This is a genomic window from Aequorivita viscosa (genome assembly GCF_900106795.1).
GTDB lineage: Bacteria > Bacteroidota > Bacteroidia > Flavobacteriales > Flavobacteriaceae > Aequorivita > Aequorivita viscosa.
Window position 1 is genome coordinate 99,560 of sequence record NZ_FNNS01000008.1, and the last position, 17,742, is coordinate 117,301.

The 17,742-nt window shown below is 36.2% G+C and carries 12 protein-coding genes; 10 read left to right on the top strand and 2 right to left on the bottom strand.

The genetic code is table 11. The features are described from left to right. Positions 1 to 92: 92 nt before the first annotated feature. From BLW28_RS06495 to BLW28_RS06520, 6 genes are all read left to right on the top strand, one after another. Positions 93 to 1,004 carry a geranylgeranylglycerol-phosphate geranylgeranyltransferase gene (locus BLW28_RS06495; RefSeq protein ID WP_073216722.1) on the top strand — a complete coding sequence of 304 codons (912 nt, stop codon included), beginning with the start codon at positions 93 to 95 and terminating at the stop codon, positions 1,002 to 1,004. 65 nt (positions 1,005 to 1,069) lie between these two features. Then, positions 1,070 to 1,657, top strand: coding sequence for a Maf-like protein (locus tag BLW28_RS06500; RefSeq protein WP_073216725.1), 588 nt, complete (start codon positions 1,070 to 1,072; stop codon positions 1,655 to 1,657). Positions 1,658 to 1,691: 34 nt separating this feature from the next. Next, a complete protein-coding gene (locus tag BLW28_RS06505) occupies positions 1,692 to 2,627 on the top strand; it encodes a septum formation inhibitor Maf (RefSeq protein WP_073216728.1) in 936 nt (311 codons plus the stop codon). A gap of 10 nt (positions 2,628 to 2,637) precedes the next feature. After that, on the top strand, positions 2,638 to 3,201 hold the full coding sequence (locus BLW28_RS06510; protein ID WP_073216730.1) for a mechanosensitive ion channel family protein: 564 nt from the start codon (positions 2,638 to 2,640) through the stop codon (positions 3,199 to 3,201). A gap of 146 nt (positions 3,202 to 3,347) precedes the next feature. Beyond that, positions 3,348 to 5,840 carry a PIG-L family deacetylase gene (locus tag BLW28_RS06515; RefSeq protein WP_073216733.1) on the top strand — a complete coding sequence of 831 codons (2,493 nt, stop codon included), beginning with the start codon at positions 3,348 to 3,350 and terminating at the stop codon, positions 5,838 to 5,840. A 122-nt stretch (positions 5,841 to 5,962) separates the two neighbouring features. Further along, the gene (locus BLW28_RS06520) at positions 5,963 to 7,663 is read left to right on the top strand and encodes a sodium:solute symporter family protein (protein ID WP_073216736.1); all 1,701 of its coding nucleotides are present in this window, start codon (positions 5,963 to 5,965) and stop codon (positions 7,661 to 7,663) included. Between the two features lie 183 nt (positions 7,664 to 7,846). On the opposite strand, the gene BLW28_RS06525 is transcribed toward BLW28_RS06520, so the two are convergent. Beyond that, positions 7,847 to 10,675 (bottom strand): M16 family metallopeptidase, encoded by a 2,829-nt coding sequence (locus BLW28_RS06525; RefSeq protein ID WP_073216739.1) that lies wholly within the window; start codon positions 10,673 to 10,675, stop codon positions 7,847 to 7,849. Positions 10,676 to 11,259: 584 nt separating this feature from the next. Between BLW28_RS06525 and BLW28_RS06530 the strand changes: the two genes are divergently transcribed. The 4 genes from BLW28_RS06530 to BLW28_RS06545 all read left to right on the top strand — a co-directional run bounded on the left by BLW28_RS06530 (position 11,260) and on the right by BLW28_RS06545 (position 15,701). Continuing rightward, complete coding sequence (locus BLW28_RS06530) at positions 11,260 to 13,041, top strand: AMP-dependent synthetase/ligase (RefSeq protein WP_073216742.1); 1,782 nt, start codon at positions 11,260 to 11,262, stop codon at positions 13,039 to 13,041. 306 nt (positions 13,042 to 13,347) lie between these two features. Next, the gene (locus BLW28_RS06535; RefSeq protein ID WP_073216745.1) at positions 13,348 to 13,869 is read left to right on the top strand and encodes a DUF488 domain-containing protein; all 522 of its coding nucleotides are present in this window, start codon (positions 13,348 to 13,350) and stop codon (positions 13,867 to 13,869) included. Between the two features lie 243 nt (positions 13,870 to 14,112). Continuing rightward, positions 14,113 to 14,832 (top strand): carboxypeptidase-like regulatory domain-containing protein, encoded by a 720-nt coding sequence (locus BLW28_RS06540; protein ID WP_073216748.1) that lies wholly within the window; start codon positions 14,113 to 14,115, stop codon positions 14,830 to 14,832. Positions 14,833 to 15,044: 212 nt separating this feature from the next. Then, on the top strand, positions 15,045 to 15,701 hold the full coding sequence (locus BLW28_RS06545) for a T9SS type A sorting domain-containing protein (protein WP_073216751.1): 657 nt from the start codon (positions 15,045 to 15,047) through the stop codon (positions 15,699 to 15,701). A 326-nt stretch (positions 15,702 to 16,027) separates the two neighbouring features. Here BLW28_RS06545 and BLW28_RS06550 read toward each other — a convergent pair whose 3' ends face one another. After that, positions 16,028 to 17,635 carry an FMN-binding glutamate synthase family protein gene (locus tag BLW28_RS06550; protein WP_073216754.1) on the bottom strand — a complete coding sequence of 536 codons (1,608 nt, stop codon included), beginning with the start codon at positions 17,633 to 17,635 and terminating at the stop codon, positions 16,028 to 16,030. Positions 17,636 to 17,742: the final 107 nt, after the last annotated feature.

The following is a 17,742-nucleotide window of genomic DNA, read 5'->3' on the forward strand; positions in this document are numbered from 1 at the left end:
AATCAAATTTGATAGAATATATTCAATGACAATTCTGGATTCGAACTCATAACCATGAACTTATAACTAACCAAAAAACTTATAATTAAAAATTGAAATACCTCCACCTCATCCGCTATCAAAACCTAATATTTATTGCACTTGTGCAGTTTTTCATAAAATACGGGCTATTTCATCCGTTTGGAATTGAAATAACACTCAACGGCTTCGGGTTTTCACTTCTAGTAGTTGCCACACTTTGCATTGCGGCTGCAGGAAATATTATAAATGATATTTACGATGTGGAAATCGACAAAATCAATAAGCCAGAAAAAGTTCTTATTGGAAAAACAATCACCGAAAAAAGTGCCAATAACCTGTTTATAATTTTAAACGTAATTGGGGTTGCAATTGGGTTTTATCTTGCTAATATAATAGGCAGACCTGGATTTTCGGCATTATTTATCGCCTTTTCGGCATTGCTCTATTTATATGCTTCCTATTTAAAAGGTATGCTGTTAGTTGGAAACTTACTTATTTCCGCCTTAGTGGCTATGAGCATTATTGTTGTCGCACTTTTTGATCTTTTACCTGCCGTTACCCCCGAAAATCAGGCCACCCAATCTACTATTTTCAGTATTGTTTTAGACTATGCCCTGTTTGCTTTTTCCATCAATTTTTTAAGAGAAATAGTTAAAGATTTACAAGATATCAATGGCGATAAAAAAGGAGGTTTAAATACGCTGGCCATTGCTTTAGGAAGAAAAAGAACAACAACTATCACTTTTATCCTCGGCGCCCTATTGGTTATGGGAGTGGTTTTTTATATGTATGAATACCTTTATAAACAACAAGTTTTATTGCTATACTTCCTTTTTGCTATAGTTGCGCCACTATTGTTTTTTTGCATCAAAGCGTGGAGTGCAGAAACTAAAAAAGAGTATGGTTTTCTTTCTACATTACTTAAAATAGTGATGTTTACAGGAATTTGTTCGTTGCTTTTATTTCAAATTGCCCTTTTGTAGTACTTTGTATATGTATTTCATCAAAAAATTAGAATCCTTTTATTATTCATTTTAAAACATCATGTATGCTTCGCGAAATACTTAAAAATCACAAAGTCATTCTTGCTTCAGGCTCTCCTAGAAGGCAAGATTTTTTTAAAGAATTAGATTTAGATTTTAAGATTCAAGTAAAAGCAATAGATGAAACCTACCCTTCACATTTAACTCATTCTCAAATAACAGATTACATCTCGCAGCAAAAAGCTGCTGCTTTTACCGAATTACAGAAAGACGAGATTCTTATTACAAGTGACACCATAGTTTGGCTAAATGAAGCCGCACTTGAAAAACCCAAAAACACAGAACAAGCCAAAGAAATGCTGCGCAAATTGAGCGGTCAAATGCATGAGGTAATAACTTCGGTTTGCTTTACCACATCAGGGTTTCAAAAAACGGTGCACGATGTTACCAAAGTGTGGTTTAAAACCCTTTCAGATTCAGAAATAGATTATTATATAAAAAACTATCAACCTCTTGACAAGGCGGGTGGTTACGGTATTCAAGAATGGATTGGTTACATTGGAATTGAAAAGATTGAAGGATGTTATTTTAATGTAATGGGTCTTCCTATTCGACTTGTTTATAAAACGTTAAGTGATATGGCTACCCGTTGATTTTTTGGTAATTTAGCAAGAAATCTGCTGTTGCATGAATGTTTCAAACTACACACTACTTTTTATTTTATTGATTTTCATTAGCGGCTGCAATTCTTCCGAAGAAAAAAACAGTCCGACAGGGGTTGAAAACAAAACCAACGACCTTCAAACAAAGACTTCACGTAACATTTCTACAGAGTTTAAAGATTATTGGTTTGATGGAAAGGCTGAAATCACTTCGTACAAATTGATGCAAGAGCGTTATGGCGAAATTAGGGAAGGAACGGCTGTAAATATTTTTGTTACCGAAGAATTTTTGCCTGAAGAGCAGGTTAAGGCAAATACCTCATCCACTACGAATAGCCTGGTTATGAAATTAAATCAGATGAAAAATTTCAATACCGGTATTTACCCTTATGCTATTATGAGCAGTAGCTTTAGCCCTATTTCCACAACAGGCCATGCCTTAAAAATAAGCAATAGCGTTCAAGAATGGTGCGGACAAGTATATATGCAGCTCAACAACCGAAATGATTTTGAGATTGAAGCGCACTCCTACTTTGAAGGTGAAGCAGACCAAAAACTATCATTACAGAAAACCTGGCTTGAAGATGAACTTTGGAATCTAATTCGAATTAATCCAGAAGAGCTTCCCACAGGCGATTTATCTGTAATTCCATCTTTTGAATACATTCGACTTCGACATAAGGAAATAAAAGAGTACAAAGCTTTCGCTAATCTGAAGCAAGGAGACTCCATTACAGTCTATACCCTAAATTATATAGACTTACAGCGACAGTTGCAACTGTTTTTTAAAAGTAGATTTCCTTACGAAATTGAAAAGTGGGAAGAGGTAAATGTTTCAAAACAAAATGACACGTTAAGGTTACGAACCACAGCTACAAAGCGTAACCGAATGAAAATTGATTATTGGAACAAAAACCGAAATGAATTTACGCATTTAAGGGATTCATTAGATTTAATGTAACTAATTACACATGAAGGAAATAACAGAATACTCTATACAATTAATTCAGTCCAGCGCTTTAATAATTGTCCTCCTAATAATACGGTGGGCTTTAAAACGTACTATCCGGAACTTTGCAAACAAAATTGAACGCTTAGAACACAGAACGGGTTTAATAATGAAACATGTAGATTTTGCTGTTTTATTTATTATGATTCTGGGACTGATTACTATTTGGGGAGTAGATTTTAAAAACCTCGGACTTGTAATGTCGTCTATTTTTGCGGTAATTGGGATTGCTTTCTTTGCACAATGGTCTATTTTAAGCAATGTTACTAGCGGGGTTATTATGTTTTTTACCTTTCCGTATAAAATTGGCGATTATATTAAAATTCATGACAAAGAAATACCTTGCGAAGGCTATATTGAAGACATAAAAACCTTTCACATTATTCTTCACGCTACCGATGACGAAATTATAACATACCCAAACAGTATGATGTTACAAAAAGGAGTTAGCATAGTGAAGCCTAAAGTAATTCCTGAACCTCAGCCAACGCCTGATAAAAACACTGAAAACCTACCACACGATTAAATTGCGCTCGTAGTGTTTTTGGCAGCCAAAAACTTATAACGCCATAATTTAACACATAGTTAGCTGTTCAACATCGAATTTCGTAAAGTAGATTTATTGCTTATAAGTATCTTTGAAGCTTTTGTGAGTAAAAATTAATTAGTTCTATGCAAAAATCATCCTTTTTCAAGTTTCTATTTGTATTTTTCACCATAGCAATTTCGGCTCAAGCACCCAAAAAACCAACTTCTTCAGAGATATATCACAACCTACAAAAGCTAAACTTTATAGGTTCTGCTTTATATATTGCAGCACATCCAGATGATGAAAATACGCGTCTAATTTCCTACCTAGCAAATGATGTTCACGCAAATACAGCCTACTTATCCATAACCCGTGGCGATGGCGGGCAAAACCTTATTGGCCCTGAATTGCGCGAGCTTCTAGGCGTAATTCGCACCGAAGAACTTGTGGAAGCGCGTAAAATTGATGGGGGCAAACAATTTTTCACACGTGCAAATGATTTTGGCTACAGTAAAAACCCAGATGAAACATTTGAGTTTTGGAACCGACAAGAAGTTCTAGGCGAAGTAGTTAGAACCATCAGACAGTTTAAACCTGACATTATCGTTAACCGGTTCGATCACCGAAGTCCTGGGACGACGCACGGCCATCACACCGCATCGGCAATGCTTAGCGTAGAAGCTTTTGATGATGTAAACAACGCTTCGAAATTTCCAGAATCTGCACAGGAATATGGAATCTGGCAACCGAAGCGTCTATTTTTCAACACATCTTGGTGGTTTTATGGCAGCCAAGAAAAATTTGAAAAAGCAGACAAATCGAAACACGTTACCGTGGAAACAGGCAATTATTTCCCTTCCCTTGGTCTCTCCAATGGCGAAATAGCTTCCCTGAGCAGGAGTATGCACAAATCGCAAGGGTTTGGAAGCACGGGCTCGCGAGGATCAGAAACAGAATATTTAGAACTACTTAAAGGATCAAAACCTCAAAACAACAATTTATTTGAAGGTATAAATACAAATTGGACACGACTTGAAGGCGGACAGGAAATTGGAGCAATTTTAAATCCGTTGGAAACAAACTTCAACTTTTCAAATCCTTCCAAAATGCTTCCGCAATTATTAAAAGCGTATCCACTTATTTCAAATTTAAAAGATGAACACTGGAAAAAAATAAAGTTAAAGCAACTTAAACAACTTATCATTGACTGTAGCGGAATTTTTCTCGAAGCCGTTTCCGAAGTAAATACAATAAATCCTAATGACACTTTTAAAGTAACTCTTGAAGCCATCAACCGAGGCATAGGAAATGTGACTTTGAAATCTGTAAAAAATCTTGAAGGCAATATTCTATGGAACCAAAGTGGAGTGCTACCTTTTAATGAAGGCAAGAAATTTGAAGTAACAGTGAGTTCGGGAATTCATAATCCCATGTATTCATCTCCTTATTGGTTAAACGAAGAAGGAACCCTCGGTATGTATGCAGCACCAGAACAATTACGCGGTCTCCCCGTTACTCCGCCACTTGAACAATTAGTGTTCGAGTTAGATTTTGGAATAATTACAATTCCATATACAAGAAATATAATATATAAATTTAACGATCCTGTAAAGGGCGAAGTGTATCGCCCGTTAGAAGTTTTACCCGAAGTAACGGCAACAATTCCTGAAAAGGTTTTAATCTTCGCGGATAATGCATCTCAAAATGTTTCTGTAATGGTTCGCGCCGGAAAAAATGATATTTCTGGCAATGTAAGTCTTGAACATCCAAAAGGTTGGAAGGTTTCACCAACACAACAAACCTTTAATCTAAAACGATTGGGGGAAACAAAAACTTTAAATTTCACGGTAATTCCACCAACTGGACAAAGTGAAGGATATTTAAAAACGATTATAGATGTTGAAGGAAAAACGTTTGACAGAGAGTTGGTAACAATCGACTACGAGCATATTCCTTATCAAAGTGTATTATTGCCTTCGGAAGCGAAAGTTGCTAAAATTGACATTCAGAAAAAAGGTGAAAACATAGGTTATATAAATGGCGCTGGCGATGCAATTCCAGAAAGTTTAAAGCAAATTGGATATTCAGTAACAACGATTGATCCTGCGAATATTTCGGCAGAAAACCTTCAAGGTTTTGACGCTATTGTAGTAGGAATTCGTGCTTATAATATCGTTGCGGAACTAGCTTTTGTTCAACCCATTCTAAACAAATACATTGAAAACGGAGGAACGGTAATTGTTCAATACAACACAAGTCGTGGTTTGGTGACCGAAGACCTTGCCCCCTATTCGTTAAAACTTTCTCGAGACAGGGTTACCGATGAGTTTTCTAAAGTGAAACTACTTGCTCCAGAAAACCCGATTTTAAATACTCCTAACAAAATAACCCAAAGAGATTTTGAAGGTTGGGTTCAAGAACGAGGTTTGTACTTCCCTGATGAATGGGCAAAGGAATTTACTCCTATCCTTGGAATGAACGACAAAGGTGACCCAAAAACGAAAGGATCGTTGCTTGTCGCGAAATACGGAAAAGGGTATTATATTTATACAGGCTTGAGCTTTTTTAGAGAACTTCCAGCGGGAGTCCCGGGAGCATATAGGCTGTTTGCAAATATGCTTTCAATCGGAAAATAACACATATAAAAATGACTGAAGAAAAACATAAATTCGTCTGGAAAAGGAGCTTTACATTCGTGCTTCTATTCAACGCTATATACATTTATTTGTTTTATCTAATAATGCAAAATTTCGTCTAAATGCAACAAATTGACTGGGTTGTTTTAATCGGAACACTTCTTTTTATCGTGCTTTACGGTACCTGGAAGTCTCGTCAACAAAAAGATGTAGGCGATTTTTTAAAAGGAGGGAATTCAGCGAATTGGTGGACCATTGGGTTGAGTGTTATGGCAACTCAAGCTAGTGCCATCACTTTTCTTTCAACCCCAGGACAGGCCTTTCACGACGGCATGGGCTTTGTTCAGTTTTATTTCGGACTGCCAATTGCGATGGTGATTATTTGTATGGTATTTATCCCAATTTACCATAAACTGAATGTTTACACCGCATACGAATACCTCGAAAGCCGTTTTGATAAAAAGACAAGAACCTTAACCGCCATTTTATTTTTAATCCAACGTGGCTTGGCGTGTGGTATTACTATTTTTGCGCCTTCTATTATACTTTCGGCTGTACTTGGGTGGAATTTAATTTATCTCAATATTATTATTGGGGTGCTTGTAATTATTTACACCGTAAGTGGAGGTACTAAAGCTGTGAGCGTTACCCAAAAGCAGCAAATGGGGGTTATTTTCTTAGGAATGACAATTGCGTTTCTGTTAATTCTAAATTACTTACCGCTGGACATTACTTTTTCCAAGGCTCTTGAAATTGCAGGAGCCAATGGAAAGATGGATATTCTAGATTTTTCATTCGATTTTGATAATCGATATACTTTTTGGAGTGGGATAATTGGAGGGACATTCTTAGCCCTTTCCTACTTCGGGACAGATCAAAGTCAAGTGCAGCGCTACCTTTCAGGGAAAAGCGTGAAGCAAAGCCAAATGGGTTTAATTATGAATGGCTTATTGAAAGTTCCGATGCAGTTCTTTATTCTATTGGTGGGAATTATGGTTTTTGTGTTCTATCAATTTAATAGTTCTCCACTTCACTTTAATCCATCGGCGGTAAAAGATGTCAAGGAATCTAAGTACGCCAGTGAATACAATGATCTGGAAGCCCAAAAAGAAGCGTTGGACAAACAACTGTCGGCTTCACAAATAAGTTATTCAAAAGCCGAAAACGAACTTGAAAAACAAAAACTTGCTACCGAGATTAAAACATTAAATGCAGCAGAAAATGAACTTAGAAGCCAGTCTGTAGCGGTTATTAAAAAGGCGAATCCAAATGCCGAAACCAATGATAAGGATTACGTTTTTATACATTTCATTCTGCATAACCTTCCTCGTGGCTTGATTGGATTGTTGCTAGCCGTAATTCTAAGTGCTGCAATGTCGTCTACCGCTTCCGAATTAAATGCTTTGGGAAGTACAACAACTATAGATTTATACAAAAGAAACGTACCGGGAAAAAGAGAAAAACACTATGTAGCAGCCTCTAGAGGGTTCACTCTTTTATGGGGAATAATTGCCATTCTAGTAGCTTGTACTGCAAATTTGTTTGACAACCTGATTCAACTAGTAAATATTATTGGCTCTATTTTCTACGGAAATGTTCTGGGAATATTCTTATTGGCTTTCTTTATTAAATATGTAAAAAGCAGAGCCGTTTTTATAGCTGCCCTCATCACCCAAGTAGTAATTATCTATTTTTGGTATATAGATTTGATGCCCTACTTATGGTTGAATTTAGTAGGATGCGCTTTGGTGATGGGAATTGCAATCCTACTGCAAACCATTATGCCTACGAAGGATAAAGAACCGCTTCTCGCTTCCGAATAAAACGAAATCGGGGTTGAATTCAAACGGTTTCTGGGTAAAGTGCAAGAGTCTTGAAAATTAATTTCACGACCTTTTGAGCTTTGAAATACCTTTACGAACTTTAAGTGAATTTACTTGAGTAAGTTTCACAAAAAGTTCGCATACGATTGAAGTTTTGCATTTAATGTCTGGTTCAGAACTTCTTTATTTGTTCAATAGAATTGGCTTTCCCATTCCTAGTTGGTCTAGTTTATCCAATTGAGTTGCTGCATCGCCAACTACTACATATATCATTCTATCTGGACGAATATATTTTTCAGCTAAGGCTTTAACTTCTTCTACTGTCAACGCTTTTACAGTTGCTTCGCGTTGTTTTGCATAATCAACTGGGTAGTTGTAGTTGCTAATATTTGAAAGCATAGACAGCTTGCTATTTAATGTTTCAAAAGCTCTTGCTCCGCTTTTTAGCATATAGCCTTTGGTAATTTCCAAATCATTTTCATTGAAATTCTTACCATAGTTTTCTAAAATCTCTTTTATTAAGGCTGTGGACTCATAAGTAACGTTAGAGCGAACACCACTGCTTATCATAAACGTTCCTTCAATACTTGAACCTGTAAATCCAGAACGAACACCATAAGTGTAACCCTTACCTTCGCGTAATTCTTGAGTAAGTTGCGACGCAAAACCACCACCGCCTAATCGGTAATTCATTAAATTAGCAGGATAAAAATCTGCGTGTGTAGCAGCTATAGCCGGGTAACCAAAATTAAGAATAGATTGTTTTGCTCCTGGGAAATCATAAAAATAAATTTTTGAAGTTTCAGGGTGTTTAATTTCAGCTATTTCAGGAAACGATACTTCTTTTGATGCCCACTTATCATTTAATGACGTTAGCGAGCGTGAAACCTCAGCTTGTGACACAGCACCCACTATGTGAAATTTAGTAATGTTTGGCGAGAAATATGTGTTGTAATATGTTTTTAAATCATCTAAAGTAATAGCCTCTACAGACTCCTTAGTTCCAAAATTGTCGTGCGATAAGATATTGCTTTCACCGTAAATCAACTTGTCAAATTCAATACCTGCAATACTATTTGGATTGGCTTTTTGACGTTCAATTTGACTTAGAACACTTTGCTTTTGAAGTTCAAATTCCTTTTCATCCCATCTTGGCTTAAGTAGAACTTCTTCAATAAGACTCATCGTTTTATCATAATTCTTAGCCAATGTATTTCCATAAATCATAATAGCTTCTTTTGTAGCTACAGTATTTATAGATGCCCCGAGACTTTCAATTGCATTTTCCAGTTCTTCAGGAGTTTTAGTAGCAGTTCCTTGAGTCATTAGACTTGCTAGTAAATTTGAAACACCAATTTTTTCTGAATTTTCTAAAAGCATTCCGCCATCAAGTTGAATTCTGTACTGCACCAAAGGCACTTCATTGTTTTCTATTCCAAATAATTTAATACCTGAAGACAATTCGTCTTTCCATACTTCTGGAACTTTCACATCTGGACTTTCACCATAAGGAGGCTCCACACTTCTGTCAAAGCTTGAAGGTGTTTTTTCATATTCCGCAACTACGCTTGCATCAAAACTTTCTTCAGCACCTTCAACAATTGGCTCTTCCACTACGTCTGCTAATTTAGAATCTGTTAGGGCAAGATTCTTTTGATTTTTAGGAACAAAGCTTGTTGCCACATAATTCTTACCTTTAATATATTGGTTGTACACTCGCATTACATCATCAGGCGTAACTGCAAGAATGTTTTTCACATCTTGATTTACAAATCCAGGGTCTCCTGCAAATATTTCATATTGAGCCAACTGGAATCCTTTTCCTAATACACTTGAAAGTCCTTGATAAAAAGCAGTTTCCTGCCCCGCTTTAATTCTATCTAAATCGGCTTCAGAAATCCCTTCAGCTTCAAACTTTTTTAATCCTTCTTCAATTCCATTTAAAACCTCTTGCAAGCTTGTGTTTGGAAATGCAGTAACCTGCATCATAAACTGACCCGCAATTTCAGAGTTGTATTGATAACTATCCACTTCGTCGGTTAGCTTCTTATCTTCAACTAGCGTTTGGTATAAAGGAGCTTTTTTACCTTTTGCCAAATAGGTCGCCAAAACCTCTAAGGCATACGAATCTGGATGATATTGGTAAACCCCTGGCCAAGTAAGCGTTAATTGAGGTACACGGGCAAAGTTATCTTCGTAATACAGCTTTTTAGTTTCAGAAAGCGTAACAGGCTGCTTTTCCATTTTAGGAATATCCTCGCCGCGTTTAATTTCACTAAAATATTTATCAACCCATTTTTTTGCTTGATCAACATCAATATCTCCAGCAATGGTCAGGGTTACGTTATTCGGCACGTACCAACGGTTATAGAAGTCTTTTACATCCTGAAGGGTTGCATTTTGAAGATCTTCCAAAGACCCGATGACCTCCCAACTATAAGGATGCCCTTCTGGATAAAGGTTTTTATGAATTACGTAAAAATTATGACCGTAAGGAGCATTGTCTACTCTTTGGCGTTTTTCATTTTTCACCACTTGCTTTTCTTTTGCCAAGACTTGTTCTGTAACTGTATTGATAAAGAAGCCAAGCTTATCAGCTTCCGCCCAGATCATTTTTTCTAAAGCATCTTTGGGCACGGTTTGGAAATAATTTGTTCTATCTCTACTAGTAGAACCATTTGCGCCAGAACCTCCAATACGAGCACTCATTTTATCGAGTCCACCTTTTCCTAGGTTTTCTGATTCTAAGAAAAGTAAATGCTCGAATAAATGTGCAAAACCAGTTCTACCTTCAATTTCTCTAGCTGAACCTACGTGACTTGTTAAGGCTACTGCCACCACAGGGTCTGAACGGTCTATATGAAAGATAACTTGTAAACCGTTATCTAGAGTGTACGTTTCGAAATCGACTTTAAATTCCTTGTCTTCAGAAACTTTTTCTTGTGATTCTGCACAGGATACCAAAAGAGTGAGACAAAACAAATTAAGGGCTAAGGTTTTAAAAAACTTCATAATACAAGTGAATTAAAGGTTTTGATTTAATGCGAATTTACATTTTTGAAAGAATTAAAAAACGGATTTCGGTATAAAAGACTAGACTAAGTGCTACCAGTATTAATCTCTTATTTATTACAGCCAAACAAAATTATGAAACCAATTGTAAAGCAAATCAATGCATGTATTTAAATTTGAATTTCATACAAAAAAGTACCCGTCAATGGGTATGTTTTGGCAATCGGAACAATCATACTTTTATTGAAAAATTTCGATAATCTACTAAAAAACAAAAACTTATGAAAACTCACATTATTTTCGCTATTTGCACTTTCGTAACAATAGCAGTAAGCGCTCAAAAAGAAAAATTTACAGGAACTATGAAATTGCATTATGAAATTGCTTGAGGATGATTTTATAGAATACAAAATTCAAAAAACAATATGTTCTTACCTTTTTCGAATGTTTCGTTAATAGCGCAGTTGAAAAGGTGAAAAAAATACATTAATTTTATAGGAATGTTACAAAGTGGCATTCCTTTTTTTATTCAAGACAAAAACCTCAAAAATTATTGTTAAATTGTCCTCCTTAACTATACTATCATGACAAACCCGAAAAGACTTTTTGACTTCCCATACTACCAACTTGAGCATTACCCACAAAAAAATGCTTTAGTAACCAAATACAACGGTAAATGGGTACCTACATCTACTCAAGAGTATATAGACAAAGCAAATGCGCTTAGTCGTGCACTAATACAAATGGGCGTACAACCAAATAATAAAGTTGCATTAATATCTTCAACCAATCGAACCGAATGGAATATATGCGACATTGGAATTATGCAAATTGGGGCACAAGACGTTCCTATCTATCCAACGATTTCGGAAGAAGAATATGAATACGTTTTAAACCACAGTGAATCCGTTTATTGCTTCGTTTCAGATAAAGAGGTTTACGATAAAGTTATGTCGATTAAGGATAATGTTCCTTCTTTAAAGGAAGTTTACACATTTGATACAATTGACGGCGCCAAAAACTGGTCGGAAGTATTAGAGAAAGGTAAGGACGAAAGCAACCAGGGCGAATTAGACAAACGAAAAGAAGCGATAGGCGAAAATGATATCGCTACTTTAATATACACCTCGGGAACTACTGGAAAGCCTAAAGGCGTAATGCTTTCGCATAAAAACATTGCAAGTAACGCCATTTTTAGTTCTGAAAGATTGCCAATTGAAATGGGAAAATCTAAAGGACTCAGCTTTTTACCAGTATGTCATGTGTACGAACGGATGCTTCACTATATGTATCAATACTGTGGTGTAGAGCTTTACTTCGCGGAATCGCTCGAAACCATTAGCCAGAACTTAAATGAAGTAAAACCAGAAGTAATGACGGCTGTTCCAAGAGTATTGGAAAAAGTGTACGATAAAATTTATGCTAAAGGAACTGAGCTAACAGGCGTTAAAAAGAAACTATTCTTCTGGGCTATAGACCTAGGGTTGCGCTACGAACCTTACGAACAAAACGGATGGTGGTACGAAACTCAGCTTAAACTTGCCAACAAACTTATTTTTAGCAAATGGCGTGAAGCTTTAGGCGGAAACATAAAGGCAATCGCATCTGGTAGCGCACCACTACAACCTCGTTTGGCTCGTGTTTTTAACGCAGGACAAATTCCAGTTATGGAAGGGTATGGTCTAACAGAAACCTCTCCTGTAATCTCAGTTAATGACATGAGAAATAAAGGATTTAAAATTGGGACTGTTGGCAAGCCACTTCGCGAAACTGAAGTAAAAATTGCAAGCGATGGCGAAATTTTAGTGAAAGGACCACAGGTAATGGTTGGTTATTTCAAAAATGAAGAAGAAACCGCAAAAGTAATGGAAGGAGGCTATTTTCATACTGGCGACATTGGTGAAATAGACAGCGAAGGGTTCTTAAAAATTACAGATCGTAAAAAAGAAATGTTCAAGACAAGTGGCGGAAAATATATTGCGCCACAAATCATTGAAAATGTGATGAAGCAATCGCGTTTTATCGAACAAATTATGGTGATAGGTGAAGGTGAAAAAATGCCTGCTGCCCTAATTCAAGCCGATCTCGAATTTGTCAAGGAATGGGGTAAATTAAAAGGCCATAACTTACCTTCAGACCCTAAAGAATTAGTCAATAATAAAGAGGTTATTGCACGAATCCAAGAAGAAGTAGACCACTACAACGAACGTTTTGGCCAATGGGAAAAAATTAAAAAATTCGAAATAACACCCGATGTTTGGAGCATTGAAGACGGACAACTTACACCTACAATGAAAATGAAACGAAAGGTGATTAAAGCAATGTACAAAGACTTGTATGAGCGAATTTATGGGCATTCTAGTTAAATAGCAAAGTTCAATACTCATTGAGTCGTAATGTAAAGCTGTCTCAAAATTGATTTATTGCAGCTGTTTTAAAGCGTTGGAAATCGATAACCTCCACCTCCACTTAAACAGAAAAGTTAGCAATATCTTGGTTTTGAAACAGCTTCTTTTATTTTAAACTTCCGTTAAAACACTTTATATATTTTATAAAACTTGGTTGTTTTCATAACTTTATAACTAGAAGGCTAACTTCACTAAGCCAAAAAGACCAAGGTTTGAACACCAAAATAGCGTCTTATTTTATAACGTTAACAATTTTTATTTAAAATGTATACCATCTGGACAATCGGTCATTCTACTCGATCGCTAACCGAATTTTTGCAATTGCTCAAAACTTTCGAAATAGAATTACTTGTGGATGTACGCCATTATCCAGGTTCACGGAAATTTCCACATTTCAATAAAGATAATCTAGCGACAAGTCTTCCTGAAAATGGTTTCGATTACAAACATATTATAGATTTAGGCGGTCGCAGAAAAATGGAGCCCAATTCAAAGAATGATGGTTGGCGACTGACTTCGTTTCGTGCCTACGCAGATTATATGGAAACTACGGAGTTTAACACTGCTTTAGACCAACTTAAAACCTTGGCTACAGAAAAACGAACTGCTATTATGTGTGCCGAAGCTGTTTGGTGGAGTTGCCACCGCTCCTTGATTTCTGATGCCCTAAAAGTACAAGGCTGGGAGGTTCTTCATATCATGAACCAGAATACAGCTACAGAACATCCGTATACTTCACCTGCTAAATTAGTAAATGGGAAATTAGATTACTCTAAAGAAAAATAAGCCCTTCACTTCTACTACATGTTTTTCGAAATCATCTCACTATCACCTATTTCCTCTTAAAAAGGTTAAAGCAAACAATAAATAGAAGTAGACTAGTTCAATGTTTCAAATTATTCCTTAAATTGTAGCGAACAGTAAGCTAATATCTAGGGTTTTAACTCGAAAATCTTATTAAATTCAGTTATAAGTCAAGTTTTCAAGTACAAATTGGCTCAATTTAATTGTTTATTGAACCGAAATAAAATGAAGTACACTATTAAAGTACCAAAACCTTGTAATGAAAAATGGAGCGAAATGACTCCTACTGCACGAGGTGCCTATTGCTCAAATTGCCAAAAAGAAGTACTTGATTTCACCGGTAAATCTAATCAAGAAATTGAAAGACTTATAAAACAAAGTAAAAATCCTTGTGGAAAATTTAGGCAAGAACAATTAAACGTGCCTATACTTTCAGCACAAAACAGCAAAGTTTCTCAAATTGGTTTTTTCTTAGGAATATCATCATTATTGACCTTGGCAACACCTTCGTATGGACAAGATGCTACTCCAAAAACGTTCGAAACACAACAATTTGAAAAAGTTAAGCGAGAATTACATAAAATTGATAAACCTAACGATTCAATACGTATTTCAGGAGTTGTAAGCGATACTCATTACCCATTACCAGGAGTAAATATTCACCTTATGGGTACGCACTACGGAACACAAACCGATTATGACGGAAACTTCTCATTATCTGTAAGTAAGACAATGCTAAAAGCAAATCCTATTCTAATAGTCTCATTTATAGGTTTTGAAACCGAAGAAATAGGAGTAAACGAAACAACAGGTTTTTTGAATATTGAAATGAAAGATAATGGAGAAGTTGTTACTACGGGAATGGTTGTAGTTGAGAGACAGAGCATTTTTAGACGGATTGGTAACCTCTTTAAAAAGAAGCATAAAGAAAGTTGTGATGAATAATTCAATACAGCTTTTTAGACTAAATAAGATTGATAACTCAAACACCCTGAACTATGAAAAACTTATACTTTTATATTTTGTTCTTGTCCGTTTCCTTTGGCTATAGTCAAACTTTTGGATACACTTTTTTTGATTCTGGAACTTTGGAGGCATGAACAAACTCTGATGGGTCGACCGCAAATTTATCATTAGCGGAACGAAATCCATTTAGCTTGAAAAAAAGTTGTGATGGCAGCAACTCTGTTAATGGCGAAATGGCCATTAGAAATCCCGCCTATTTTCAGGATAACTATTATAGCGGGGAAGCTGCAAAGATATTTATGGAAATAAAGAATGATAATTCCTTTGACCTCCATCTTCGCCTAGGGTTTACAGATTTTGAAGGTTCAAAAATTGTTTTTACCGAACCGACAATAATACCCGCAAACACTGGGGCATGGTCGATTGTAGAATTTGAAACATCCCCACAGTTTTTTTCATTGATTGAAGGCGAGAATTCAATTGCGGAAGTGTTGACCAATGTGAGCGAGATGTGGATAATCCACAATCCAGAAATTTCATTTAATGGTGCATATGAAAATGGGGATTTTGAGATAGATACAATAGGTACTATTTATCTCTTGGGCACAGATGATTTTAAAACCCAAAATGTAAATATTTACCCTATCCCTACCAAAAACATTTTACATATTGAATCAAAGAACTCAAGTGTGGAATATTTAGAAATCTACGATTCCCTAGGAAGATTGAAAAAATCACAATCGGAAAATCTTACGCAAATAGATTTATCAGATTTTTCAAATGGAGTTTATTTTCTGAAATTAATTAGCGGGAGCGAAATTCAGACCAAGAAAATCATTAAAAAGTAAATACAAATCGAAGCCAACAAAAAACGCTAAACCCGTTTGGAAATCAAACATAAGGTTTAGCGTTAAACTTTGACTGATAAAAACTTATAGCTTTACATTAGTGTCCGATTAAAATATTTCAAAATTCCGTTCAGCCAAAGCTGACAGGCACTGAAAGAATTTTTATTAAAGCGATAGCTTGCTATTAAGCTCACCACTAAAATGTAACAACTAAAAAGTATACTTAATCCATTTAACTTAACTGTCAACCCATTAAGAAGCAAGTCTTATGTCCTACGTCTTTCAGCGAAGCGGTCTTCCATCTTAATCGGACACGACTAATAGTTTTAGAACTTTACGTCTGGATGAATCCCCCAACGTGTTCTATCGGCGTATGCAAAGTCTAATTGATACTTCGCAGGAATATCTCCATCTCGCATAGATCCTGGTTTAATAGATGGGAAAAGCTCTTCATACGTAATCATATCATTAAACGAAATTCGTCTATAAATATGAGAACGCGTTAGGTTTCCAGTTTCATCTAAACCAGAGGCTCCTAGAAGTTCAACAAAATTTTCAATAGTTTTTTGGTGGTAATTCGCAACTCTTGTCATTTTATCTGCAGGAACCAGTCCTTTAGTTAATTTAGGATCTTGTGTTGCGATACCTGTAGGACATTTGTTTGTGTTACAAATTAACGCCTGAATACAACCTAAAGCCAACATCATAGCACGTGCCTGATAACACGCATCGGCACCCAATGCTATAGCACGAGCAACGTGAAACGCGGAAGTAATTTTACCAGCAGCAATAAGTTTAATATGTTGGCGGATTCCCATACCTCTAAGGATATTATGAACAAAATCAAGACCGTCTATTAAGGGCGCACCAACGTAATTACTGAATTCTGGTGGAGCTGCTCCCGTTCCTCCTTCGCCTCCATCTACTGCAATATAATCTGGATATATATCCAACTCTACCATGGCTTGACAAATGGAAATAAACTCACTCTTATAACCAATACACAGTTTAAAACCAATTGGCTTGCCGCCAGATAAATCTCGCAATTTTTTAATAAACTTCACCATTTCCAATGGCGTATCAAAAGCCGAATGATAAGGTGGCGAAACTACTTTGGTATGCGGTTTTATATGTCGTATTCTCGCAATTTCTTCAGAGTTTTTTTCGGCTGGCAAAATACCTCCGTGTCCAGGTTTTGCACCTTGAGAAATTTTTATCTCAATCATTTTAACCTGTGGTTGTTTCGATTTCTCTGCAAAAAGTTCAGGATTAAATTTACCATCCTCGGTTCGGCATCCAAAGTAACCCGTTCCAATTTGCCAAATAATATCGCCACCGTGCTTTAAGTGGTAATCGCTCAACCCTCCTTCACCAGTGTTATGAGCAAAATTCCCAAGTTTCGCCCCACCATTTAAAGCTTCAATAGCAGCCGCGCTAAGAGACCCAAAACTCATTGCCGAGATATTCAATATACTAGCCGAATAAGGTTGCTTACAATCCTTATTTCCTATCATTACACGAGGGTCTGGATTTAATGTGTCAAAAGCTTTAGGTGCGATTGAATGACAAATCCACTCATATCCTTCTGCATAAACGTCATGCTGTGTTCCAAAAGGAATCGTATCACGAACCGATTTCGCTCTTTGATACACTGTAGAACGATCTACTCTATTAAATGGACGCCCGTCGATATCAGATTCAATAAAATACTGATACATTTTTGGGCGCAACTCTTCCAACACATAACGCAACCTACCTAACACTGGGTAATTTCGCATAATGGTGTGTCGGGTTTGCGATATATCATAATAACCTAAAATAGTTATCGCCAACGTGATTGCAAAAACCACGTACCAATTAGAACTTAAAAAAAATGCCAACGCAAATGTTACTACGAGCGAAATACTCGAAATTATATAGAAATTTGTACGCATAATTAGGGTTTATTGAATTCGAATCTGTGTTCTAGACAATTAATGTGCTATTATTAAATTTCAACAATTGATAATCAACTCATTGTAGATTGTGATTACAAAGTGCA

Coding starts and splice junctions, on each gene's coding strand:
- BLW28_RS06500 (WP_073216725.1), top strand. CDS start 1,070: ATGCTTCGCGAAATACTTAAAAATCACAAAGTCATTCTTGCTTCAGGC.
- BLW28_RS06505 (WP_073216728.1), top strand. CDS start 1,692: ATGAATGTTTCAAACTACACACTACTTTTTATTTTATTGATTTTCATT.
- BLW28_RS06510 (WP_073216730.1), top strand. CDS start 2,638: ATGAAGGAAATAACAGAATACTCTATACAATTAATTCAGTCCAGCGCT.
- BLW28_RS06515 (WP_073216733.1), top strand. CDS start 3,348: ATGCAAAAATCATCCTTTTTCAAGTTTCTATTTGTATTTTTCACCATA.
- BLW28_RS06520 (WP_073216736.1), top strand. CDS start 5,963: ATGCAACAAATTGACTGGGTTGTTTTAATCGGAACACTTCTTTTTATC.
- BLW28_RS06525 (WP_073216739.1), bottom strand. CDS start 10,675: ATGAAGTTTTTTAAAACCTTAGCCCTTAATTTGTTTTGTCTCACTCTT.
- BLW28_RS06530 (WP_073216742.1), top strand. CDS start 11,260: ATGACAAACCCGAAAAGACTTTTTGACTTCCCATACTACCAACTTGAG.
- BLW28_RS06535 (WP_073216745.1), top strand. CDS start 13,348: ATGTATACCATCTGGACAATCGGTCATTCTACTCGATCGCTAACCGAA.
- BLW28_RS06540 (WP_073216748.1), top strand. CDS start 14,113: ATGAAGTACACTATTAAAGTACCAAAACCTTGTAATGAAAAATGGAGC.
- BLW28_RS06550 (WP_073216754.1), bottom strand. CDS start 17,635: ATGCGTACAAATTTCTATATAATTTCGAGTATTTCGCTCGTAGTAACA.